Here is a 23366-nt window from a genome sequence, read left to right on the forward strand (position 1 = left end):
AGGTTTTCACCTGGCATGTCGCGGGTTTTCCGCAACGCCTGAGCGCATGGACGCAAGAACTGCCGCCCGCAAGCCTCAGGGTGGTGCGCGGGGGGGGACTCGAACCCCCACACCATTGCTGGCGTCAGGACCTAAACCTGGTGCGTCTACCAATTTCGCCACCCGCGCGCCGGAAATAAAAACGGGAATCCGAAAAACCTCCGAATCCCCGCTTGAAATCGGTCAACTCTCTATTTTAGCCGGTATCGCGCCCGGTTTTTGCGTCCGGGCGGGCGGCCGGGAAGAATCAGGCTGGCAGTGGTGTTTCAGCCGGATGCGGCTTCATTTCCTGTTTATCTTCGCGTTTGACGCGGAACCAGGCCGCATACATGGCCGGCAAGGCCAGCAGCGTCAGTACCGTCGCTACGATCAGGCCGCCCATGATGGCAACGGCCATCGGCCCCCAGAACACGCTGCGCGACAGCGGGATCATGGCCAATACCGCAGCGGCGGCCGTCAGCACGATGGGCCGCAGCCGGCGAACGGCCGACTCGACGATCGCGTCCCATGTCGGCACCCCGCGGGCGCGGTCCTGCTCGATCTGGTCGATCAGGATCACTGAGTTGCGGATGATCATGCCAAACAGCGCGATCACGCCCAGCAGCGCGACGAAACCGAACGGCCGGTTCAGTACCAGCAGCGCTCCGGCCACGCCTGCGATGCCCATGAAACCCGTCAAAAAGGCGAGGATCGAACGGCTGAAGCTGTGCAGTTGCAGCATCAGAAGGGTCAGCACGATGAACAGCGCGACCGGCAGCCCCGCCACGATCGACGACGAACCCTTGCTGCTTTCCTCCACCGCGCCGGCCACCTGGATGCGGTAGCCCGTCATGCCCTTGTCCAGCCATTTGGCCTCCAGCGCCTTGAGCTTGGGCATCAGTTCCTGCGTGACGGTGGCACCCTGCAGGCCTTCGACGATGTCGCTCTGGACCGTGATGGCGTAGTCGCGGTTTTCGCGCCACATCACGCCCGGCTCCCAGGTGAACACCGGCTTGGCGATCTGGGTGAGCGGGATCGATTTGCCCGACGCCGTGGGCAGGTAGGCATTGCCGATGTCGGTGATCGCGTTGCGCTCGTCCAGCGGCTGGCGCAGCACGATGTCGATCAGCTTGTCGCCCTCGCGGAACTGGCCCACCTGTGTACCCGCCAGGATGGTGCGCGAGGCCTGGGCGATCGACTGGCTGGTCACGCCCATCGCGCGCGCCTTGGCCTGGTCCACCTCAAGGCGCAGCACCTTGACCGACTCATTCCAGTTGTCGTTCACGCCGCGCGTGTTGCCGCTTTCGCGCATCACCGCCTTGACCTCGTCGGCACGCTCGCGCAGCACCAGCGGGTCTATACCCACCACGCGGAACTGCACCGGGTAAGGCACAGGCGGGCCGTTGGGCAGCAGCTTGACGCGGCCRCGCACCTCGGGGAATTCKGTGGCCAGCAAGGCCGGCAGCTTGATGCGCAGCGATTCGCGCACCTTCAGGTCCTTGGGCAGCACGATCATCTGCGAGACGTTGGTCTGCGGAAAAACCTGGTCCAGCGGCAAATAAAAGCGCGGCACGCCCGAACCTATCCAGGTGCTGACCGTGGTGACGCCCTCTTCCTTCATCAGGCGCTGTTCCACGCGCCTGGCGGTGGCTTCGTTGGCGGCAAAAGAGGTGCCTTCAGGGAACCAGATGTCGACCATGATCTCGGGCCGGCTGGAATCAGGGAARAACTGCTGCTGCACCTTGCCCATGCCGACGATGCCCAGGGCGAAGATCAACACCGTGGATCCGATGGTGATCCAGCGATGCTGCACGCACCAGTTCACCGTCTTGCGAAAGTTGCTGTAGAACGGGCTGTCGAACATTTCGTGCGGGCTGTCCTTGCCGGCGGCCACTTCCTGTACATGCGGCGGCACCTTGAGCAACAGCGTCCCCAGGTAGGGCACGAAATACACCGAGACGATCCAGCTCAGCACCAGCGCGATCACCGTCACCGCGAAAATCGCGAAGGTGTATTCACCGGTCGTGGATTTGGCCAGGCCGATGGGCAGAAAGCCCGCGGCGGTGATCAGCGTGCCCGTCAGCATGGGCATGGCGGTGATCTCGTAGGCGAAGGTGGCGGCGCGCACCTTGTCGTAGCCTTCTTCCATCTTGCGCACCATCATCTCGACGGCAATGATGGCGTCGTCCACCAGCAGGCCCAGCGCGATGATCAGCGAGCCCAGCGAGATCTTGTGCAGACCTATGCCGTAGTACCACATGGCCAGAAAAGTCAGGCTCAGCACCAGCGGGATGGTGATACCCACCACCAGGCCGGGCCGCATGTCGATGTAATAACGCTTCCACAGCGGCAACGGGCCCCCGCCATTGGTCGGGCGCTTGTGAAAACCCAGGCTGATGAAGCTCACCGCCAGCACGATCACCACGGCCTCGATCAGCACGCGCACGAATTCATTGACCGAGGTGGCCACCGCCTTGGGCTGGTTCTGCACGTTCACGAGCTTGATGCCGGCAGGCAGGGTTTTTTCGATGCGGCCTGACAGCGCCGTGAGCGACTTGCCCAGCGCGATGATGTCGCCGCCCTTGGCCATGGAAACGCCCAATGCGATCACTTCTTTGCCCTGGTGGTGCACCTTCACGGAAGGCGGGTCCACATAACCGCGCTTGATCTCGGCGATGTCGCCCAGCTGCAGCTGGCCGCCCGAGCTGCCGCGTATCGGCATGGCGCGCAGCTGCTCTATCACCTCGAACTGGCCCGCCACGCGCACCTGCACCACGTCCAGCGGCGTCTGCACCGCGCCGGCCGACTCGATCGCGTTTTGCTGGCCGAGCTGGGCCAGCACCTGGTTCAGGTCCAGCCCCAGTTGCGCCAGGCGCTTTTGCGAAATCTCGATGAAAACTTTTTCATCCTGCACACCGAAGAGCTCTACCTTGCTCACGTCAGGCACGCGCAGCAGTTGCTGGCGCACATCGTCGGCGAAGGTTTTGACCTCGGCATAGTTGAAGCCGTCGGATTCGAGCGCGTAGATCACGCCGTAAACGTCGCCAAACTCATCGTTGAAGAACGGCCCCTGGATGCCGCCCGGCAAGGTGCCGCGCATGTCACCTATCTTCTTGCGCACCGAATACCAGACGTTGGCGACTTCGGCCGGCTTGGAGGAGTCCTTGATCTGGAAAATGATCTGCGACTCACCGGGCTTGGAATAGCTGCGAATGCGGTCGGAATATGGCGCTTCCTGCAGCGTGCGCTCCAGCTTGTCGGTGACCTGCTCGGCCACCTGCTGCGCCGTRGCGCCYGGCCARTAGGTGCGCACCACCATGGCGCGGAAGGTGAAGGGCGGGTCCTCGTCCTGCCCGAGCTGGAAGTAGGACGCGAAGCCCAGGATCATCAGCACCAGCAGCAGGTAACGCGTGAGCGCCGGATGGTCCAGTGCCCATTTGGAAAGATTGAAGCGGGTCGAGGGCGAAGCGAGTTCGCCGGCAGGGCTGTTGCCGTCTTGGTGGGCTTGCGTCATGGCCGCCTCACTTCGCGCCGGAGGCAGCGGATGCGGGCGCCGAAGCGGCGCCGGCGGAGACCGGAGTCACTCCCGCCGCTTGCACCGGCGTGGCACCGGCCAGGGCCACACTGGGCTGGTAGAGCGTGACCTTCTGGCCCGGCGACAGCACATGCACGCCGGCACTCACCACCAGCATGCCCGGCTGCAGCCCGGCCCCCACGACCACCTCGTTGCCGTCGGCCGTCGCGACCTGGATGATCTGCGGCTTGACCGTCATGGTGGCCTTGTCGACCACCCAAACAGCCGTGGCCTTGCCTTCCTGGCGCAAGGCCGTGGTCGGGAGCTTGATCACCGGCGCGCCCACGGCACCACCCGATTCAGGCACCACATACACCGTGGCGCCCAGAGGCGGCGGCTCCTTGGCATCGATAGAAACCTTGATGGTGTAGGTGCGCGTGACCGGGTCGCTGCTGGCGGCCACTTCGCGGACCTTGCCGGCCAGGTCGGCGTTTTGTGACCAGACACGTATCTTCACCGCCGAGCCGGTCTTGATGCCGGCCACTTTGTCCTCGGGCACCGAGAACACCACATCGCGCACACCGTCAGCCGCGATACGCACCACCGGCGCGCCCGCTGTCACGACCTGGCCCGGTTCGGCCTCAATGGCGGTCACCACACCCGATACATCAGCGACCAGCGCCGCGTAATTGGCCTGGTTGCCCTGCACCGCGAACTGCGACTGCGCCTGCTCGAGCTGGGCTTGCGCCGCCTTGAGCGTGGTTTCACGGCGTTCCAGTTCGGCGCCGCTGATGAAGTTCTGCTCCTTGAGCTCCTTGTAGCGCTTGAAGTCGGCGGCCGCGAGGTCGCGGTTGGTGGCCGCCGCATTCACCTGGGCACGGGCCGCGTCGGCGGCCAGCTTGTAATCCTGCGGGTCCAACTGGGCCAAAACCTGCCCGGCCTTCACGCGTTGGCCCAGTTCGGCCTGGCGCTTGATGATCTTGCCGCCGACCCGAAAGCCCAGCCTGGACTCGACCTGGGCTTTGACCTCGCCCGCATATTCGTGGCTGGACGAAAACGCGTTGATCCCCACGGTGACCACCTTTACGGCGCGAACCGGTTCCTCAGGTGGGGCGGACTTGGAACAGGCTGCCAGCAACACGGCGGCGCCCACCAGGGAGAAAACGGTTTTATTCATGGTCGGATGGGTGTGAAAACTCGGACGGCAAGCAGCCAGGAAAAGCTTGTAAAACTCACTACTGACTGACCGGTTAGTAATCTAGGGTAAATGCCAGGGCTTGTCAAGCGACAATCGCCCGCATGACCCCAGGCCTCCAACAGCCCAGCGCGCCCGTACCTCTTCAGGGGGTGTCGCACTACGAAAACTTCCCTGTCGCCTCGCTGCTGTGCCCGCCACGCCTGCGCCCACCCATCGCGGCGATTTACTGGTTCGCCCGCACGGCCGACGACATTGCCGACGAGGGCGACGCAACGCCGCAGGCCCGCCTCGCCGACCTCGCCGCCTACCGCGCCGACCTGATGGCGACCGCGGTAGGCCTGCCCGCCTCGTCGCGCTGGGCTGCGGTCTTCGGGCAACTGAAACCCCAGCTGGCCCGGTTTGAACTTCCCGTCAACCTGCTGGCCGACCTGCTCAGCGCCTTCGAGCAGGATGCGGTCAAGCAGCGCTATGCCGATGAGGCGGAACTGCTGGATTACTGCAAGCGCTCGGCCAACCCCGTGGGCAGGCTGCTGCTGCACCTCTACGGCCTGCAGGACGCGGCGTCTCTGCAAATGAGCGACGAGATCTGCACCGCCCTGCAACTGATCAATTTCTGGCAAGACCTCGGCGTGGACATCCCGCGCGGCCGCATCTACCTGCCCGCCGACGCGTGGGCCCGCCACAGCGTCGACGAAGCGCAACTGCTGACGTTGCAGGCCAGCCCGTCCACCACAGCGCTGATCGCCGAGCATGTGTACGCCGCCCGCGCGATGATGCTCAGGGGCGCGCCCCTGGCCAAAAAGATACCCGGACGCGGCGGCTGGGAACTGCGCCTGGTGGTGCAAGGCGGCCTGCGCATCCTGGACAAGATAGAAGCACAGGGCTTCACCACCCTGCAGCGGCGTCCCAGGCTCAATCCCTGGGACCTCGTGGTGATGGGCTGGCGCGCGCTGTTCATGTAGCCAGTGCAGGTCCGCTCGAGCCTCCTTGGCCGCGCGCGAACCCATGTGACAATTACCGCATGACGCCTGAGCAGTATGTCCAGCAAAAAGCCGCCGCATCCGGCAGCAGTTTCTATTACGCCTTCCTGTTTTTACCCAAAGAGCGCCGCGCCGCCATCACGGCCTTCTACGCTTTTTGCCGCGAGATCGACGACGTGGTCGACGAGGTCACCGATCCCGGCGTGGCCCGCACCAAGCTGGCCTGGTGGCAAACCGAAGTCCTCAAGTCCTATGCCGGCGAGCCGACGCATCCGGTGATGAAAGCGCTGATGCCGCTGGCCGCCACCTACCGCATCGAGGCACGCCACCTGCAGGCCGTGATCGACGGCTGCCAGATGGACCTGGAGCAAAACCGCTACCTTGATTTCCCCGGCCTCAAACAGTATTGCCACCTGGTAGCCGGCATCGTGGGTGAAGTGGCCGCGCGCATTTTCGGCCAGACCGACGAGGCCACCACGGCCTACGCCCACAAGCTGGGCCTGGCTTTCCAGCTCACCAACATCATCCGCGACGTGGGCGAAGACGCCATGCGCGGGCGCATCTACCTGCCCGTCAATGAACTGCAACAGTTTGACGTGAAAGCGCACGAACTCCTCAAGCGCCAGTATTCGGATCGCTTCAGCGCACTCATGAAATTCCAGACCGAGCGCGCCCTCGCGCTCTACGACGAAGCACTGGCCATGCTGCCCGAAGCCGACCGCCGCGCGCAAAAGCCCGGCCTTATGATGGCCAGCATCTACCGCACGCTGCTGCGTGAAATCGCCGCCGACGGCTACCAGGTGCTGCACCAGCGGGTAAGCCTCACGCCGCTGCGCAAATTCTGGTTGGCGTGGAAAACCCAGGCATTTGGCAAGGTTGTCTAAAAATGAGAGTAGCAGTGATAGGCGCAGGCTGGGCCGGCTGCGCGRCCGCCGTGGAAGCCACACGCCTGGGCTACCAGGCCACGCTGTTTGAAACCACTCGCATCGCGGGCGGGCGGGCGCGCCGCGTGGGCGGCACCCTGTCGGGTGAGCCGGTGGTGCTCGACAACGGCCAGCACATCCTGATAGGCGCCTACGCCGAAACGCTGCGCCTGATGAAGGACCTGGGCGTGGACGCCGACGCCGCGCTGCTGCGGATGCCCCTGACCTTGCAATTCCCCGACGGCGACGGCCTGAAGCTGCCGCAACTCCCGGCCCCGCTCGACGCGCTGGCCGGCATTCTCCTGGCGCACGGATGGCCCCTGGGCGACAAGCTCTCCATGCTCAAGGTCGCGATCAGCTGGCAGCTCAAAAAATTCCAGTGCGAACCCGGGCAGTCGGTCGCCGACCTGTGCAGTGGCCTGGCGCCCGGCGCCATGGCCGCGCTGATCGAACCGCTGTGCGTCTCGGCGCTCAACACACCCGCCGCACGCGCCAGCGGCCAGGTCTTCCTGCGCGTGATGCGCGATGCACTGTTCTCGGAAAGCGGCGGTTCCAACCTGCTGCTGCCGCGCACCGACCTCAGCACCCTGCTGCCCGACGCGGCGCTGGCCTGGCTGGCCGCGCAAGGCAGCGCGCCGCAGCTTGGCGCGCGCGTACAGGCCATCGCCCCCCTTGGTTCAGGTTGGGTCGTGAGCACCGACACCAGCGCGGCCTTCGACTGCGTGGTGCTGGCCTGTCCACCGCAGGAAGCCGCGCGGCTGGTTGAAGGCAGCGGCGTGGCCGCGGTGGACTGGCTGGCACAGGCGCAGGGCCTGCAGCACGAGGCCCTGACAACCGTCTATGCCTACGCTTCGGGCGCGCGCCTGCCGCTACCCATGCTGGCCCTGCCCTCCAATGCCGCGGAGCCGGCCCAATTCGTGTTTGACCGCGGGCAACTCGGCGGCCCTGCCGGCTTGCTGGCTTTTGTGATCAGTGCCAGTACTGGCGACAGCGCCACGCTGACCGCGCAGGTGCTGGCGCAGGCGAAAGCGCAACTGTGGCATCTGGGGCTGGGCGGGATGCAGGCAGTGCAAACCATTGTCGAGAAGCGCGCCACCTTTGCCTGCACGCCCGGCCTGCAGCGCCCCGGTGCCGAGGTCGCGCCAGGCCTCTATGCCTGCGGCGACTACATCGCCGGGCCCTACCCCGCCACGCTGGAAGGCGCGGTGCGMTCAGGGCTGGAAGCCGCGCGGCACCTGCACTGAAACGGACTTCCCTGGCGCGCAGGCTCAGGCGGTCTTCGCCATCAAACGCACCGTGCGGTAAGCCGGCCGCGACAGGCAGCGCTGCAGCCATTCATCCACGCGCGGGCATTGCGCCATCAGGCCGGCCGCGCCCTGCACCCAGGCCAGAACAGATGCCACGCAGATATCGGCCGCGGTAAAGCGCTCGCCGGCCAGGTAGGGGCGTGCCTGCAGGTGCTGGTCGAGCACCCGCAAAGGCGTCAGCAGATGCCGCTCGGCATCGTCGGCCAGCTGGGGCTTGCGGCGGTCCGCCGGCATCATGATGCGGTGCATCAAAAACGCCAGCGCGTCTTTCTCGCACTCGGTCACCACCCAGAAGCTCCAGCGCAGAATCTCGGCCTGCTCTGCATGGTTTTGCGCGGCCAGCAGCGGTGCATCCGGCGTCTTGAAGCGCTCGGCCAGGTAGAGCACGCAGGCCATGGACTCCCAGACCAGCACACCGCCGTCGTCCACCACGGGGATGCGGCCGTTCGGGTTGATGGCGAGAAATTCCGGCGTGCGCGTGGCGCCGCCCGCGTAGGGCAGCGCGATGTGTTCGTGGGCCAGTCCCATTTCGTGAACCAGCCACAGCGGGCGCGCCGCGCGCGAGGCGGCCGTGCCGTAGATCTTGAGCGTCATGAAAGCCCCTTCGAGAAAAGCCCCGGAGTGCCGGCCCGCGTCAGCGCGGGAACAGGTCGCACAACTCCGTCAGCGTGGTCACCGTTTCATGCGGCACGGCCGGGTGGGCCCACAGCTGGTCGGAGCGGTTGACCCAGACCGTCTGCATGCCGCAATTGAGCGCGCCCAGCACGTCCAGCGTCGCATCGTCGCCCACATGCAGCACCTCGGCCGGCAATACCTCCACCGCGCCCGCGGCGGCATGGAAGATGCGCGGGTCGGGTTTGCCCACGCCGAACTGCTGGGCGCTGATGCTGGCCTTGAAATAGCTGTCGATGCCAATGCGCTTGACGTCGGCATTCCCGTTGGACACCGCCACCAGCGGGTAGCGGCCGGACAGGAATTCGAGCGCCAGCACCGCATCCTCAAACAGGGTGACCTTGTTGCGCTCGTCGTAAAAAACATCGAATGCAGGCTCGGCCAGCAAGGGATCTTCGCGCGAGCGGTACAGCGCCAGCCGTATCGCCTCGCGGCGTATGGCGCTGAGGTTGTACTTGAGCTCGGGACGCGAGCGCGTGACGTGCTCGCGGATTTCGTGCCGCGCGGCGGGGTTGGAGAACAGCGCCGCGGTCATGGGCGCATGCTGGCTCAGCCAGTCGTCCAGTGCTTTCTCGGCTCTTTCGATGGCCGGCCAGATAGGCCACAAGGTGTCATCGAGGTCTAGCGTGATGGCTTTGATGGTGGTCAGGTCAAGCATGCATGGTCAAGGGCAAATGGATAAGGGAGAATAACCCATGTCTTTTCGCCCCCGCTTCGCTTCCGAACCTCCCTTCTCCCACGGCGCACCGCCCGTCGGCCCGGCCGCTTCTTCCACCACCGCCGTCCTGCTGTGCAACCTGGGAACCCCTGATGAAGCCACGGCGCCGGCGCTGCGCCGCTACCTCGCCGAATTCCTGAGCGACCCGCGTGTGGTCGAAATCCCCAAGCCGCTGTGGTGGCTGATCCTGCACGGCATCATCCTGCGCGTGCGGCCCAAAAAGTCGGCCGCCAAATACGCCAGCATCTGGATGAAGGAAGGCTCGCCGTTGCGGGTCTGGACGCAGAAGCAGGCTGTCATGCTGCGCGGCTACCTCGCGGTGCGCGGCCATCCCGTTGAAGTGCGCTACGCCATGCGCTACGGCAGCCCCTCCATCGCCTCGCAGCTAGACCAGCTCAAGGCCGATGGCGTGGAGCGCGTGCTCATCCTGCCGGCCTACCCGCAATACAGCGGCACCACCACGGCCAGCGTTTTCGACGCGGTCTACCGCTGGGCGTCGCGGATTCGCCGCATCCCCGAGTTCCGCTTCGTCAACCATTACCACGACCATGAGGGCTATATCAAGGCGCTGGCCGTCCGCGTGCGCGAGCACTGGCGCACCCAGGGCCGCGCCGAACAGCTGGTCATGAGCTTTCACGGCGTGCCCGAACGCACGCTGGCGCTGGGCGATCCCTACCACTGCGAATGCCACAAGACCGCGCGCCTGCTGGCCGCCCAGCTGGGCCTGGAGCCCGCGCAGTACAAGGTCACCTTCCAGTCACGCTTCGGCAAGGCCAAATGGCTGCAGCCCTATACCGAACCCACGCTGGTGGCCATGGCGCAAGCCGGCGTCAAGCGGGTCGACCTGGTCTGCCCGGGTTTCACCGGCGACTGCCTGGAGACGTTGGAAGAGATCAATATGGAAGCGCGTGAAGCCTTTCTGCACGCGGGCGGCAAGGAGTTCGGCTACATCCCCTGCCTCAACGACAGCCACGATTGGATCGCCGGGCTGGCGGAAATCGCGCAGCAGCACCTGGCGGGCTGGCCGGTGCAGCAAGCCGATGCCGCAGACACCGCCAGGGCAAAGGCAGCTTCGCGCGAGCGGGCCCTGGCCCTGGGCGCGGCTAAGTAAGCCCTCGGGTCTTTAGGCTTTGAGCTTGAGCAGCTGCACCATCAGCTGCGTCGTCTTCACATCGAAGTCGATGAAGTTGCCGAGGTCCGGCCCCGACATCCAGGACTGCTCCCAATAGCTTTCCTTGAGCGTCTTCTTCCACAGCTCATAGGCCAGCGAGGCCTTCACGCCCTCCACCATCTCGGCCTGGCGCGCGGCCGGCACGCCGGCGCCGGTGAACACGGCGCGCCAGTTGGTGAGGTCGACGTCCAGGCCCTGCTCGCGCACCGACTTGACGCCGTAAGCGGCTTTTTTGGAAGAGACGCCGAGGGCGCGCAGCTTGCCGCCGGCCAGCTCCGCCCTGAAAGTGCCGAAGCTGGAAACACCGGCCGCCGCCTTGCCGCCCATCACCGCGTCCACCAGCTCGAAGTTGCGCGCGAACGGCAGGTAGACCGCGTCCTCTGGCCTGGCACCGGCGGCTTTTGCCAGCAGTCCCGCGAACACATGGTCGGCGCCGCCCACCGCGCCTATGGCCATGGTCGTCTGTTTGGCATTGGTACGCAGACGCTCCACCAGTTCGTTGATGGTCTTGATCGGCGAGGCGGCCGCCACCACCACTACCGGGTAGTCGCTGGTCAGGCGCGCCACGGGCTTGACCTTGGTAAGGTCCACGACCGGCTTTTGCAGCGCGATCGCACCGACGAGGTTGCTGTCGCCCATAAAAAGCGTGTTGGGATCGGCGTTGTACTTCTGCACATACCAGGCCAGCCCGGCGGTGCCGTTGCCGCCTTCCTTGTTTTCGTACTCGATCTCGTCGCTCAGGCCCTGGCCCACCAGCGCATCGCCCAGGGCGCGGCCGGCTTCATCGAGTGAGGTGCGGGACATGGCGGGAATAACGATGCGCAGCTTGGGCGCCAGTTTGCCCTTGGGCGCGGGCTGGGCCCAAAGCGGTGCGGCCACTCCAAGCCCGGCGAGTCCGCCGAGAACCGTGCGTCGTTGGATAGTCAGCATGTTTTCCCTCCAAGGCCATGGTAGATGCAGTTTTCAGGCAATGGGTAGGTGTTTCATCCAGTACCCGGTCATTTGCATCTGAGCACTTTCCATGCCACACGCAGCGCGCACCAGCGCGGCGCAGGGCCCGGCGCGCAGCCGGGCCTGCGTGGCTCAGGCCTTGAGCTTGAGCAGGTGCACCATGACCCGCGAAGTGGTCAGGTCAAAGTCGATAAAGCTCGCGAGGCTGGGGCCCGACAGCAGCGAAGACTCCCAGTGGTTCTGCTTCAGCGTTTTCTGCCAGGACTCATGGCCTGTGGCGGCCTTCACGGCTTCCAGCATTTCCGCCTGGCGGGCTTCCGTCACGTTCTGGCCGGTGAACACACCGCGCCAGTTGGCCATGTCCACGTCCACCCCTTGCTCGCGGATGGAGGGGATGCCGAACACCGTGCGCTTGGACGACACACCGATGGCGCGCAGCTTGCCGCTGGCCAGTTCGTCGGCGAATTCGCTGTAACCGGAGATACCGGCCGCCGCCTTGCCGCTGAGCACGGCCTGCACCACCTCGGCGCCGCCGGCAAAGGGCAGGTACACCAGCTCTTCCGGCTTGCTGCCGGCCGCGCGGGTGAACACCCCGGCGAACACGTGGTCCACGCCGCCGGCGGAGCCGCCCGCGATGGGAACATCCTTGGGATTGGCGCGCATGCGCCCGGCCAGGTCGGCGATGGTGCGCACCGGCGAGTTGGCGGCGACCACCACCACGAGGTAGTCGCTGGTCAGGCGCGCGATGGGCCGGATGCGGCTCATGTCGACGGCGGGCTTCTGCAAGGCGACCGCGCCCACCATGACCATGCCGCCCATCAGCAAGGTGTTGGGGTCGGCGCTGTATTTTTCGGCGTAGTAGGACAGGCCTATGGTGCCGCCCTTGCCGCCCTTGTTTTCATACTCGATCTCATCCGTCGCGCCGGCGCCCACGAGGGCCGTGCCCAGGGCGCGGCCGGTCTGGTCCCAGCCGCCGCCGGCATTGGCCGGGATCACGATGCGCAGCTTGGGCGCCAGTTTGGCCGCCCGGGCTTTGGGCTGTGCGCCCGCCGCCGGCGGCTTGGCCGCCGTCTGCGCCCACGCGGGGATGGCCCCGCCCAGTGTCGCCAGTCCCAGCCCTATCCCTCCCAGGGCCGCGCGTCGTTTGAGGTTCAGCATGTCGTCTCCTTCTGTGGTTGGAACTTTCAGCTTGCGGTCTTCCTCGTCGTCCAGTACTTGGCCAGGCGCGGGAGCACCAGCACCGCCACCACGATCACGACCAGCGTGATCGACATGGGGCGCTGGAAGAACACCATGGCGCTGCCCTCGCCTATCGACATGGCGTTGCGCAGCTGCGCTTCGGCCAGGGGGCCGAGGATCATGCCGACCACCACGGGCGCGGTGGGGAAGTCGAACCGGCGCATCAGCACGCCCAGCAGGCCGATGGCATAGAGCAGGAACAAATCGAACGCGCTCTGCCGCATGCCGTAGGCGCCCACCGTCGCAAAAATCAGGATGCCCGCATAGAGCTGCGGCTTGGGGATTTTCAGCAGCTTGACCCACAGGCCCACCATGGGCAGGTTGAGCACCAGCAACATGACGTTGCCGATATAGAGCGAAGCGATCAGCGCCCACACCAGCGCGGCGGAGGTGGTGAAAAGCTGCGGCCCGGGCTGGATGCCGTAGTTCTGGAACGCGCCCAGCAGGATGGCCGTGGTGTTGGAGGTCGGGATGCCCAGCGTGAGCAGCGGAATCAGCGCCGCCGTTACCGTGGCGTTGTTGGCCGCCTCGGGGCCGGCCACACCTTCGATGGCGCCTTTGGTGCCGAACTCGGCCCTGATCTCAGGGCTTGCGAGCTTCTTTTCCGTGGCGTAGCTCAGGAAGGTCGGTATCTCGGTGCCACCGGCCGGAATGCAGCCGAAAGGCGTGCCGATCGCGGTACCGCGCAGCCAGGCCGGAATCGATCGCTTCCAGTCGGCCTTGGTCATGTGCACGCGGCTGAGCTTGTTCTGGTCTTCCACCGTTTTGCCCTCATAGAGCACGGCATAGAGCACTTCCGCCACCGCGAACAGGCCGACCGCCACCAGCACGATTTCAATGCCGTCGAGCAGCTCCGGGATGCCCCCGGTGTAACGGCCCTGGCCCGAGATCTGGTCCAGGCCGACGCAGCCGGCGGCCAGGCCGACCAGCAACGCCGTCATGCCGCGCAAGGTGCTTTTGCCCAGCACGGCGCTCACCGTGGTGAAGGCCAGCAGCATCAGCAGGAAATACTCGGGCGGACCAAGCTTGACCGCGAACTCCGCCACAAAGGGCGCGAACAGCGTGACGATGACGGTGGCGATGGTGCCGGCAAAAAACGAGCCGATCGCTGCCGTGGCGAGCGCGGCGCCGGCGCGCCCGCTCTTGGCCATCTTGTTGCCCTCCATGGCCGTGACCATGCTGGCGGTTTCGCCGGGCGTGTTCAGCAGAATGGAGGTGGTGGAGCCGCCGTACATGGCGCCGTAGTAGATGCCCGAGAAGAAGATCATCGAGGCGGTGATGTCGACCTTGGCGGTGATGGGCAGCAGCATGGCCACCGCCACCGCCGGGCCTATGCCGGGCAGCACGCCCACGGCAGTACCCAGGGCACAACCCACCAGGCACCAGAGCAAATTGACCGGCGTGATCGCTGTCGCGAAACCCGCCATCAGGGCATTGAAGATTTCCATATCAGATCCACCCCGTGCTGGTCAGGCCTGGCAAGTTAATGGCCAGGAATTTCGTGAACATCCAGAACACCGGCGCGGAAATCAGCAGGCCCACGACAAAGTCGATGACCCAGGTACGCGGCGCATTGACGCCGGTCTGGCCGCCCGCGCGGCGCAAGCCTTGCACCGCCAGCAGGTAGCACAGCGTGCAGCTCAGGATGAAGCCTATGGTGGTGATCAGCGCCGCATTGAGCAACAGCCCCGCCGAGACCCAGACGAAACCCGGCCAGTAGGCCTGGTCGGCGCCCGGGGGCGCATCGAGTTCGCGAAAGCCGCCGTTGCGCGCTTCCCAGATGATCCAGGCGCCGCAGACCGTGAGCCCGATGGAGACCAGCCAGGGAAGGAAGTTGGGGCCGACGCCGCCGTAGCCGGCTTCGGACGAGATGCCGATCGCGCCGAAGGCCAGCGCGAGGCCGGTCAGCAGCACGCCAGCGCCGACCAGGGTTTGCGGCCAGGCGGCCGAGGGATCTGAGTTTGTCATCGTTATAGTTCCCGAAAGACGTGGGGCGGACACAAGCAGTCTGGCGGTACGCCGCCCTTTCGTCAAATTTCATGCAATTTGAGTCCGGGGCGGCGTTCCGCCGCTACACGCGAAAGCGTGAAGGGTCAGACCATGCCGGACTTGACCATGGTGGCACGCAGGGCGGCGAAGTCGTCGTCGACGAACTTGGCGAAAGCCTCGCCAGACAGGACGGCCGGCGTCCAGTCGTTCTTCTTGACGGCTTCAGCCCAGGCCGGCGATTTCAGCGCGGCCAGCACCAGGTCGGTCAGGGCCTTGCGCTGCTCGGCCGTGATGCCGGGCGCGCCGTAGACACCGCGCCAGTTACCGATTTCCACGTCGATGCCCTGCTCCTTGAGCGTGGGCACGTCCACGCCGGGAAGGCGCTTGCCGGATGTCACGGCGATGGCGCGCATCTTGCCGGCCTTGATGTACTCGGCGAACTCGCTGTAGCCGCTGCCGCCCACCGTGACGTTGCCGCCCAGGATGGCCGCCGTGGCCTCACCGCCGCCGCGGAAGGCGACGTAGTTGATCTTGGAAGGATCGGCGCCGACCTTCTGCGCGATCATGGCCGCGGCGATGTGCTCGGTGGAACCGCGCGAACCGCCGCCCCATTTCACGCTGCCGGGGTCTTTCTTGAGCTGGTCGACCACGTCCTTCATGGTCTTGAAGGGCGAATTGGCGGGCAGCACGAAGACGTTGTATTCGCTGGACAGGCGCGCGATCGGCGTGGCCTGCGACAGGCTGACCGGCGGCTTGCCGGTGATCAAGCCACCCAGCATCACGGCGCCCATCACCATCAGCGCGTTGGGGTCGCCCTTGGAGCCGTTCACGAACTGGGCCAGGCCCAGCGCGCCGGCGGCGCCGCCTTWGTTGTCGTAGGTGACGGTGTCGGCCACCTTGGCGTCGGTCATCGCCTTGCCGAGCGCACGGCCCGTGGTGTCCCAACCGCCGCCGGGATTGGCGGGAATCAACATCTTGATGTTGGAGGCTGCAAGGGCCGACATGGGCAAGGCACCGGTCGCGGCCAGGGCCGCCAGGGATTTGAGAAAGGTATCGCGACGCATGTAGATGTCTCCTGTGGAATGGGCGCCCGGGGGCGCCCGGATGGCTGATAACCCGCCTATCATGCACCCCCTGGCTGTCAAACGGCTGTCCGCCGGGACTGGGGAAAGTGCTAATGTCTAGGGCCTGTTAACAGGCCCCAACCCATGATGCCCACCCTGATTCCCACGGTCAAACTGCTGCTGGTGGAGGACGACGCCTCCATGCAGGCGGCGCTGCAGCGCGCCCTGGGCCGGCGCGGCATGGAGGTTTCCGGCTGCACCGATGGGCGGCAAGCCCTGGCGCAGTGGACGGCCACGCAGCCCGACGTCGTGGTACTGGACCTGACCCTGCCCGGCCTGGACGGCCTGCAGGTGCTGGCGCAGGCGCGCGGCCAGGGGCTGACGACCCCGGTGCTGATCCTCACGGCCCGCGGCACCGTCGGTGACCGCATCGTCGGCCTGAATACCGGCGCCGACGACTACCTGCCCAAACCCTTTGACCTGGACGAACTCGAGGCGCGGCTGCGCGCCCTGAGCCGGCGCCGCCCCGCGGCCGGGACGGATCCCGGCGCCGCGCCGCAGTTCGTGGGCCACCTGCGTTATGACCGGGAAAGCGGCGCCATCTACCATCGCGACCAGGTACTGGAACTCACGCCGCGCGAGCTGGCCCTGCTGCAGACCCTGATCGCCAAGCCTGGCCATGCCGTGTCCAAGGAGCGGCTCTTCGAGCTGGTGTTTCCCGGCGAAACCGACGTGCAGTACGAGGCCGTCGAAGTGGTGGTCTACCGGCTCCGCAAAAAGCTCGCCCACACCGGCGTCACGCTGGTCACGCTGCGCGGCCTGGGCTACCTGCTGAAAGTGGATGCATGAGCGGCCGGGACCCCGAGCCGCTGGATCATTCGGCCCCTGAAAGCCCTGCGTCGCGTACAGCCACTGTCCAGCGAGCGATTTCCCTCAGACGGTATCTACTGACCGGCATCCTCCTTCCCGTCGGCGTGCTGATCATCGTGAACACCGCCAGCCTGTACCGCCAGGCGCTGGCCGCGGTCAACACCGCCTACGACCGCACCCTGCTGGCCTCGGCCAAGTCCATCGGCGAACAGCTCGACGTGACCGGCTACGACGAGCAGTCGGAACTGCGCGTGACCGTGCCCTACGCCGCATTGGAAGCCTTCGAGGCCGACAACCAGAGCCGCTTGTTCTACCGGGTGTCCAGCCTCAAGGGAGACGTGGTTTCCGGTTTTGCGCAGCTGCCTTTCTGGCATGGGGAGATCCCGATCCGCCCGCCGTATTCGGCGCTGGTGGATTTTTACGACGACGTGTTCCGCGAGGAACCGGTCCGGGTGGCCGTGCTGCTGCAGCCGGTGGCCAGCGGCAAGGGCCGCGCCATGGCAGTGGTGCAGGTGGCCGAGACGCTGGAGCTGCGCAAGACGCTGGCGCGCAAGATCCTGTTCGATACCTTGTGGCGCCAGGCCATCCTGCTGGCGGTGATCGCCCTGGTCGCGGTGGTGGTGGTGCAGCGCGCCACCCGGCCGGTGCGCCGGCTCAGCGCCGAACTCAAGGCGCGCCCCGAGGGTGACCTGACGGCCATCGCCGCGCCCGACGCGCCGCGCGAGCTGCTGCCGCTGATCGAGGCGACCAACCAGGTCATGGGCCGCCTGCAGCACCTGCTGGACAACCAGAAGCGCTTTGTGCGGGACGCGGCCCACCAGCTGCGCACGCCACTGGCGGTGCTCAAGGTTCAAGTGCAGTCAGCGCTGCGCGGCGACATGGAGGCGCGCGACGCGCTCGGCGAGATCAACCAGACCGTGGACCGCGCCACCCTTCTGGCCAACCAGATGCTGGCCCTGGCCAAGGTGGAGCAGTTGCGCCAGCAGGCCGACCTGCAGGCCATAGACCTGGCACAGGTGGTGCGCTCGGTGGCGCTGGACCTCTCGCCGCTGATCGCCGAAAAAGACATCGATTTCGAGATTGAAACCGTGCCCGCGCAGGTCCGCTCGCATGAATGGATGCTGGGCGAACTCACGCGCAACCTGCTGCACAACGCCATCAAGCACACGCCGGCTGGCGGCACGCTGGCCGTGCGCATCGTGCGCGATGCCAGCTTTGTCGCGATGACCCTCAGCGACAGCGGGCCCGGCGTGTCGGCCGAATTGTCGGCGCGGCTTTACGAGCCGTTTTCGGCGGGTGACGTGCGCCACGGCTCCGGCCTGGGCCTGGCCATCTGCCGCGAGATCGTCGAGACCATGCACGGCAGCATCACCCTGGAAAACCGGGTCGTGCACGGCCAGGTGACCGGGCTGGACGCGGTGGTCCGCCTGCCTACGGCTTGAAGCGCCCACGCGCCCGACAGGGGTGTTGGGTATTGGTTCAAAATAGCCGCCAATGGATAAATTGCGCATCGACAAATGGCTGTGGGCGGCCCGCTTTTACAAAACCCGTGCGCTCGCAGTCGAGGAAATCGACAAGGGCCGGGTCAAGGTCAACGGCATCGAGGTCAAGCCCGCGCGCGAGGTCAAGTCCGGCGATACCGTGTCACTGCGCCAGGGCCAGGTCAATCGCACCGTGGTGGTACTCGGCATCAGCAGCCAGCGCGGCTCAGCCCCGGTGGCCCAGCAGCTCTATGAAGAAACCGAAGAAAGCCTGCGCCTGAAAGCCGAGGCGGCCGAGCAGCGCCGCCTGGCGGGCGATCCGGCCGGCACCCAGGAGCACGGCCGCCCCACCAAGCGCGACCGCCGCACGCTCGACAAGGCCTGGAATAACCGCTGGAGCGCCTCCGCCGACTGAAGCTTCAGGCAGTGGCGTACGCGCGCTGGGCCAAAGCCTGGGCCAGCAACGCGGCCGGGTCCACCAGGTCCAGCGCCTCCATGCCGGGCACCGCGCTGAGCGCCAGCGGTATTTCGGTGCAACCCAGGATCAGCGTGGAAAGCCCATGCCGCGTGGCCAGCGCCCCGGCAACGCCCGCGAAGCATTCACGCGCCAGGGCCATATTGCCCACCTTCACGCCGTCGTAGATGCCACGCATCAGTTGTTCGCGCTCGTCCGCCGAAGGGATGTGGCATTGAAGCCCCGCCTGGCGCAGCGCCTGGTCGTAGAGCCCCGCGCGGTAAGTGCCTTCGGTGGCCAGCAGGCCCACTTCCCGCACACCGCGCGCGGCCAAGGTATGCGCGACCTCGCGGGCCACGTGCAGCACTTCGATCTGCGGAAAGCGCTCCTGCAACTGGCCGTGCCAGGCATGGGCCGTGTTGCAGGCCACCGCCACCGTGGTGGCGCCCAGCGCCGCGAGTTTGCCCACGGCCTGCAACATCGGGTCCAACGGCTGGTGGCCGCCCGGCCCGGGTAACTCCAGCGCCGTGCTGCGGTCGGGCACCGGCACCTGGGCCAGCCAGTGCTCGGGAAAGCCCTGGTCCGACACGGGGATGTCCAAGGCGCGCATGTGGTTCGCGCAGGCCTGGACAAACAGGCGAGCGAAGTCCGCGCCCGCGGCTGGCCCCATGCCGCCCAGGATGCCGACCACGCGGGTTTTATGCATGCCCCGCCTTTCAATGCTGCTCATGGCTTGAACTCCAAAACACAAATATCCCCACCTGTTCACGCACGCACCCATCCGCAGGAGCGCATGGCTCCGGCCCGGGATTCATATTGGGGAAGAGAGGCTGCCGGCCCGACCGGGCGCGGCAGCTGTGAAAGCAAAGTGGCGGGAAGCGGCGCGCGGCGCCCCCGCCATCAGGCTTACATCGCCGGCTTGTCGCTCAGCGCTTTCAGGTTGGCCTTGAGGTCTTCGCTCATGGGCAGGTTCAGGTTCACACCCTTGGGTGGGATCGGCGAGGTGAACCACTTGGCGTACATCTTGGCGAATTCACCGGACTTCATCAGGCGGGTGATGGTGCCGTCGACCAACTTCTTGAACTCGGGGTCGTCCTTGCGCAGCATGCAGGCATAGGGCTCGACTTGCAGCGAGTCGCCGACGACTTCCAGCGACGCCGGGTTCTTGGAGTTGGCCATCAGGCCGAACAGCAGAATGTCGTCCATGGCAAAAGCCACGGCGCGGTCGCTCTCAACGAGCAGCAGCGAGTCGTCATGGTCCTTGCCCAGGATCAGCTGCATGTCCAGCTTTTTGTCGGCGCTGTACTTGCGGATCACCTGTGCGTTGGTGGTGCCGGTGGTGCTGGCGACCGTCTTTTTGGCCAGGTCGGCGTAGTTCTTGATGCCGGACGATTTTTTGACCAGCAGGCGTGTGCCGGTGTAGAAATGGTTGATGGCAAAAGCCACGTCCTTGCCGCGCGCGGTGTTGTTGGTGGTCGAGCCGCACTCCAGGTCGTAGGTGCCGTTGACCAGCAGCGGGATGCGGTTCTGCGACGTCACGGGCATGTAGGCGACTTCCAGGTTGGGCTTCTTGAGCTTCTTGCGGACGTCGTCAATGATGGCTTCGGTCAGTTCAGCGGAAAAGCCCACGGAGGTCTTGGAGCCGATCAGGTAGCTGAAAGGCACCGATGCCTCGCGGTAGGACACCGTGATCTTGTTGCTGTCGGCGACCTTTTTCAGCGTCGGGGCGGTCTGCGCGCCTGCGGTGGCGGCCAGGCCGGCTGTCAGCAGCACGGCGGTCATGAGGTGGGTCAATTTCATGCTTGTCCTTTCGGGGGCGGTAAGTGGGTCGTTTCGGGAAACTGGCATCGCTAGTGTAGGAACAGCCGCGCCAGGCGTGTCATTCATTTTCACGTCAAACCCATGACAAAAACTCATGGTTTACCCAAGCGCATCGCCATGGCGCCAAGGGCATAACCGCAGGTCATGGCCGGTGGCGAATTCAGCATTGTTCAAACCCGCGCGCGCTGCGTACAGTGGCGCCCATCCAAGGAACAAAAAGGTTTTTATGCATGTGTGCGTGCTCGGCGCGGGAATCGTGGGACTCGCGACCGCCTACAGCTTGCGCCGCGCCGGCCATGAGGTCACGGTGGTGGACCGCGCCAGCCCCGGCAGCGGCGCCAGCGGCGGCAACGGCGCCCAGTTGAGCTACTCCTATGTCCAGCCGCTGGCCGACCCGGCCATCTGGCGGCAGTTGCCCAAGCTGCTGCTGTCGCCCTCTTCGCCGTTCAAGCTGCGACCGCGCCTGGACATGCGCCAGTGGCTCTGGGGACTGCAGTTCCTGGCCGCGTGCAACAGCAAGACCTCGCGCAACACCACGGGCCAGCTGCTTTCGCTGGCAGCCCTGAGCCGCCAGTCTTTCGATGCCATGATGGCCGAGGAAAAACTCGATTGTGATTTCTCCGCCACCGGCAAGCTGGTGCTGTATTCCAGCGAGGACGCCTTCGCGGCCGCCCGCCGCCAAATGCTGCTGCAGCGTGAACTGGGCAGCACGCAGGAAGCCGTCAACGCCGACCGCTGCGTGGAGATCGAACCCGCGCTGAAAAGCCGCCACGCGCAGATCGCCGGCGCCATTTACACGCCCGGCGAATGCGCCGCCGACTGCCAGAAGACCTGCGACGCCCTGCTCCTGGTGCTGCGTCGGATGGGTGTGCGTTTTTTGCTGGACACACCGGTCGAGCAACTGGTGCAGCGCGGCAAGTCCATCGCGGCCGTGGCCACGCCGCAGGGCCACATCGAAGCCGAGCGCTTCGTCATGGCGCTGGGCGCCGACTCGGCCCTGATGGCCCGCGACCTGGGCCTGCGCCTGCCGGTCTACCCGCTCAAGGGCTACAGCATCACCGTGGACGTCGCCCCTGAAGAGCATGCCGCGCCTTCGGTCAGCGTGACCGACAGCGCGCGCAAGGTGGTGTTCGCCCGCATAGGTTCGCGCCTGCGCGTGGCCGGCATGGCCGAACTCTCGGGCTACGACACGGCCGTGGACCCGGCGCAGATCGCTTCGCTGAAAGCCTCGACCCAAACGGTGTTCCCGGCCTGCAGCCGTTTCGACGAACTGAACCCCTGGGCCGGCATGCGCCCGGCCACACCCACCGGACTGCCGGTGATAGGCCGGCATGCCAAGGGGCCGGACAACCTGCTGTTCAACACCGGGCACGGCGCGCTGGGCTTCACCCTGGCGTTTGGCTCTGCGCAGCGCATCAGCCGCATGATCGCGCGCTGACCGGCGTCCAACGCGCGCTCAGGCGCGCTGCGTCAGGGCTTGCTGGAAGCAGCGCACAAACGCCCTGACAGCCACCGAGCCCGGTTTTCCGGCCGGCAGCAAGGCCTTGATGGGCACGGGAATCAAGGGCTCCAGCTCGAGCACATCCACGCGCGACGGATCGGCCGAGGCCGCGGTGCAGGTGTCGATCACGGCGATGCCCAAGCCGTGGTGGGCCAGCGCCAGCGCCGAATGGTAGGTCTGCACCGTGATGGGGAACTGCAGGCCCACGCCGGCCTCGCGGCAGGCCTGGTTGAGGCTGCGGCCCACCGGGTCCAGCGCGTCCAGCCCGACCACCGGCGACTTGCCCAGGTCGGCCAGCGTGACGCTGCCGCGCTTGACCAGGCGCGAAGCCAGCATGCCCTTGGGCGCCACGCACACCATACGGCCGTCGGCCAGGTGCTCCTGCGCGAGCGCCGAATGCGCGACCGGGCTAAAAAGGAAGCCRACGTCGGCCTCCTGCAAAGCGAGTGCCGAGACGATTTGCGGCGAATGCAGGGCCTGCAGCGTGATGGCCACGTCCGCATGCTTGACGCGAAACAGCTTGATGGCGTGCGGCAGGATTTCATAGCTCAGCGCCAGCACCGTCAGGATACGCAACTCTTTGGCGCTGTCGCCGGTCTTGAGGTTGGCGGCCAGGCGCTGCACTTCGTCGAGCTGGGCGAACAGGCGCTCGATGTGCGGGTATAGCGTCAGCGCTTCGGAGGTCGGCGTCAGCCGGCCCTTGCTGCGCTGGAACAGCGCGAAGCCCAGCTGCAGTTCCGCGTGCTGCAGGATGCGGCTCACGGCCGGCTGTGTGACGTTGATCAGGCGCGCGGCCCCGCTTACGCTGCCGGTCAGCATGACGGCGTTGAAGACTTCGATGTGGCGCAGGCGCATGGTGGATTCCGTAGTCTGTTTCGGCGGGGGAACACCGCGGATTATGGCGAACGCGACTTTTGCGACCGGCACCGGCCCGTAAAAGCACTCCTGCGGCGCACGGCGCGGGCATTATTCACGCTTTGTTTCAAAATCACAGGCCCACGTTTTTCCCAAGTCGGGAATGGGCATCCGCTCAGTACACTGCAGCGTATCCTCCCGGACCCCAAATCCCCCGTACCTCAGCTGCATGCGCCTCAGAATCTACCTGGTTGAAGACAGCCCCGTCATCCGCGACAGCCTCTCGGAATCGCTGGAGGAATTGGCGCGGGCGCGCATCGTCGGCTGGGCCAGCAGCGAAACCGAAGCCGTTCAGTGGCTCAAGGGCAACAAGGCCTCCTGGGACCTCGCCATCGTGGACCTGTTCCTGCTCGAGGGCAGCGGCCTGGGCGTGGTGATGAATTGCCGCGAGAGGGACCTGCGGCAAAAGGTGATTGTGCTCACCAACTACGCCACACCCGCGGTGCGCGAACGCTGCCTGGCCATAGGCGCCGATGCGGTGTTCGACAAATCCAACGAGATTGAGGAGTTCACCCGCTACGCACTCGAGGAAGTCGAGCGGGTCGCGGGCTCCACGCGGTGGTGAGGCCGGCGCGCCGGC

At 66.0% G+C, this 23366-nt stretch carries 21 protein-coding genes and 1 tRNA gene; 9 read left to right on the forward strand and 13 right to left on the reverse strand.

What is annotated here, in order from left to right; genetic code table 11:
* Nucleotides 1–81: 81 nt before the first annotated feature.
* From AC1D1Y_RS03290 to AC1D1Y_RS03300, 3 genes are all read right to left on the reverse strand, one after another.
* Nucleotides 82–168: transfer RNA gene (locus AC1D1Y_RS03290), tRNA-Leu, on the reverse strand.
* A gap of 118 nt (nucleotides 169–286) precedes the next feature.
* On the reverse strand, nucleotides 287–3532 hold the full coding sequence (locus tag AC1D1Y_RS03295) for an efflux RND transporter permease subunit (RefSeq protein WP_477681091.1): 3246 nt from the start codon (nucleotides 3530–3532) through the stop codon (nucleotides 287–289).
* Between the two features lie 7 nt (nucleotides 3533–3539).
* Nucleotides 3540–4709 (reverse strand): efflux RND transporter periplasmic adaptor subunit, encoded by a 1170-nt coding sequence (locus AC1D1Y_RS03300; RefSeq protein WP_477681092.1) that lies wholly within the window; start codon nucleotides 4707–4709, stop codon nucleotides 3540–3542.
* A 122-nt stretch (nucleotides 4710–4831) separates the two neighbouring features.
* On the opposite strand from AC1D1Y_RS03300, the gene hpnC reads away from it, so the two are divergent.
* From hpnC to hpnE, 3 genes are read left to right on the forward strand one after another with little or no spacing between them, the layout of a single operon-like run.
* Nucleotides 4832–5692, forward strand: a complete 861-nt coding sequence (hpnC, locus tag AC1D1Y_RS03305) for a squalene synthase HpnC (protein ID WP_477681093.1) — start codon at nucleotides 4832–4834, stop codon at nucleotides 5690–5692.
* A 59-nt stretch (nucleotides 5693–5751) separates the two neighbouring features.
* Nucleotides 5752–6594, forward strand: coding sequence for a presqualene diphosphate synthase HpnD (hpnD, locus tag AC1D1Y_RS03310; RefSeq protein ID WP_477681094.1), 843 nt, complete (start codon nucleotides 5752–5754; stop codon nucleotides 6592–6594).
* 2 nt (nucleotides 6595–6596) lie between these two features.
* Nucleotides 6597–7877 (forward strand): hydroxysqualene dehydroxylase HpnE, encoded by a 1281-nt coding sequence (gene hpnE, locus AC1D1Y_RS03315; protein WP_477681095.1) that lies wholly within the window; start codon nucleotides 6597–6599, stop codon nucleotides 7875–7877.
* A gap of 24 nt (nucleotides 7878–7901) precedes the next feature.
* Here hpnE and AC1D1Y_RS03320 read toward each other — a convergent pair whose 3' ends face one another.
* Together AC1D1Y_RS03320 and AC1D1Y_RS03325 are read right to left on the reverse strand one after the other, a co-directional pair.
* The gene (locus tag AC1D1Y_RS03320) at nucleotides 7902–8534 is read right to left on the reverse strand and encodes a glutathione S-transferase family protein (RefSeq protein WP_477681096.1); all 633 of its coding nucleotides are present in this window, start codon (nucleotides 8532–8534) and stop codon (nucleotides 7902–7904) included.
* 40 nt (nucleotides 8535–8574) lie between these two features.
* Nucleotides 8575–9270, reverse strand: a complete 696-nt coding sequence (locus AC1D1Y_RS03325; protein WP_477654555.1) for an HAD family hydrolase — start codon at nucleotides 9268–9270, stop codon at nucleotides 8575–8577.
* A 37-nt stretch (nucleotides 9271–9307) separates the two neighbouring features.
* Here AC1D1Y_RS03325 and hemH point away from each other — a divergent pair, with 37 nt between their 5' ends.
* Nucleotides 9308–10441, forward strand: coding sequence for a ferrochelatase (gene hemH, locus AC1D1Y_RS03330; protein WP_477681097.1), 1134 nt, complete (start codon nucleotides 9308–9310; stop codon nucleotides 10439–10441).
* Nucleotides 10442–10453: 12 nt separating this feature from the next.
* Here the strand turns inward: hemH and AC1D1Y_RS03335 are convergent, their stop codons facing one another.
* The 5 genes from AC1D1Y_RS03335 to AC1D1Y_RS03355 form a co-directional block, all read right to left on the reverse strand.
* A complete protein-coding gene (locus AC1D1Y_RS03335; RefSeq protein ID WP_477681098.1) occupies nucleotides 10454–11431 on the reverse strand; it encodes a Bug family tripartite tricarboxylate transporter substrate binding protein in 978 nt (325 codons plus the stop codon).
* Between the two features lie 153 nt (nucleotides 11432–11584).
* Nucleotides 11585–12610: a Bug family tripartite tricarboxylate transporter substrate binding protein gene (locus AC1D1Y_RS03340; protein ID WP_477654552.1), complete on the reverse strand. Its 1026-nt coding sequence runs from the start codon at nucleotides 12608–12610 to the stop codon at nucleotides 11585–11587.
* A 26-nt stretch (nucleotides 12611–12636) separates the two neighbouring features.
* A complete protein-coding gene (locus AC1D1Y_RS03345) occupies nucleotides 12637–14139 on the reverse strand; it encodes a tripartite tricarboxylate transporter permease (protein ID WP_477654551.1) in 1503 nt (500 codons plus the stop codon).
* 1 nt (nucleotide 14140) lies between these two features.
* Nucleotides 14141–14659, reverse strand: a complete 519-nt coding sequence (locus AC1D1Y_RS03350) for a tripartite tricarboxylate transporter TctB family protein (RefSeq protein ID WP_477681099.1) — start codon at nucleotides 14657–14659, stop codon at nucleotides 14141–14143.
* A gap of 125 nt (nucleotides 14660–14784) precedes the next feature.
* Complete coding sequence (locus AC1D1Y_RS03355) at nucleotides 14785–15744, reverse strand: Bug family tripartite tricarboxylate transporter substrate binding protein (protein WP_477681100.1); 960 nt, start codon at nucleotides 15742–15744, stop codon at nucleotides 14785–14787.
* Nucleotides 15745–15888: 144 nt separating this feature from the next.
* Between AC1D1Y_RS03355 and AC1D1Y_RS03360 the strand changes: the two genes are divergently transcribed.
* The 3 genes from AC1D1Y_RS03360 to AC1D1Y_RS03370 are packed head-to-tail and all read left to right on the forward strand — an operon-like array spanning nucleotide 15889 to nucleotide 18510.
* On the forward strand, nucleotides 15889–16593 hold the full coding sequence (locus AC1D1Y_RS03360; protein WP_477681101.1) for a response regulator transcription factor: 705 nt from the start codon (nucleotides 15889–15891) through the stop codon (nucleotides 16591–16593).
* Entirely contained in the window at nucleotides 16590–18056 is a 1467-nt protein-coding gene (locus AC1D1Y_RS03365; RefSeq protein ID WP_477681102.1) for a sensor histidine kinase, read from the forward strand. Before AC1D1Y_RS03360 ends, AC1D1Y_RS03365 begins: the two co-directional genes overlap by 4 nt.
* 52 nt (nucleotides 18057–18108) lie before the next feature.
* Nucleotides 18109–18510, forward strand: coding sequence for an RNA-binding S4 domain-containing protein (locus AC1D1Y_RS03370; RefSeq protein ID WP_477681103.1), 402 nt, complete (start codon nucleotides 18109–18111; stop codon nucleotides 18508–18510).
* Nucleotides 18511–18514: 4 nt separating this feature from the next.
* Here AC1D1Y_RS03370 and AC1D1Y_RS03375 read toward each other — a convergent pair whose 3' ends face one another.
* Nucleotides 18515–19255 (reverse strand): aspartate/glutamate racemase family protein, encoded by a 741-nt coding sequence (locus tag AC1D1Y_RS03375; RefSeq protein WP_477681137.1) that lies wholly within the window; start codon nucleotides 19253–19255, stop codon nucleotides 18515–18517.
* Nucleotides 19256–19455: 200 nt separating this feature from the next.
* The gene (locus AC1D1Y_RS03380) at nucleotides 19456–20349 is read right to left on the reverse strand and encodes a transporter substrate-binding domain-containing protein (protein ID WP_477654545.1); all 894 of its coding nucleotides are present in this window, start codon (nucleotides 20347–20349) and stop codon (nucleotides 19456–19458) included.
* A gap of 247 nt (nucleotides 20350–20596) precedes the next feature.
* Between AC1D1Y_RS03380 and AC1D1Y_RS03385 the strand changes: the two genes are divergently transcribed.
* Nucleotides 20597–21808 carry a D-amino acid dehydrogenase gene (locus AC1D1Y_RS03385; RefSeq protein WP_477681104.1) on the forward strand — a complete coding sequence of 404 codons (1212 nt, stop codon included), beginning with the start codon at nucleotides 20597–20599 and terminating at the stop codon, nucleotides 21806–21808.
* Between the two features lie 18 nt (nucleotides 21809–21826).
* On the opposite strand, the gene AC1D1Y_RS03390 is transcribed toward AC1D1Y_RS03385, so the two are convergent.
* Nucleotides 21827–22726 (reverse strand): LysR family transcriptional regulator, encoded by a 900-nt coding sequence (locus tag AC1D1Y_RS03390; RefSeq protein WP_436153990.1) that lies wholly within the window; start codon nucleotides 22724–22726, stop codon nucleotides 21827–21829.
* Nucleotides 22727–22955: 229 nt separating this feature from the next.
* On the opposite strand from AC1D1Y_RS03390, the gene AC1D1Y_RS03395 reads away from it, so the two are divergent.
* On the forward strand, nucleotides 22956–23351 hold the full coding sequence (locus AC1D1Y_RS03395; protein ID WP_477678143.1) for a response regulator: 396 nt from the start codon (nucleotides 22956–22958) through the stop codon (nucleotides 23349–23351).
* The last annotated feature ends 15 nt before the right edge of the window (nucleotides 23352–23366 follow it).

The organism is Polaromonas sp. P1_G1 (genome assembly GCF_056405595.1).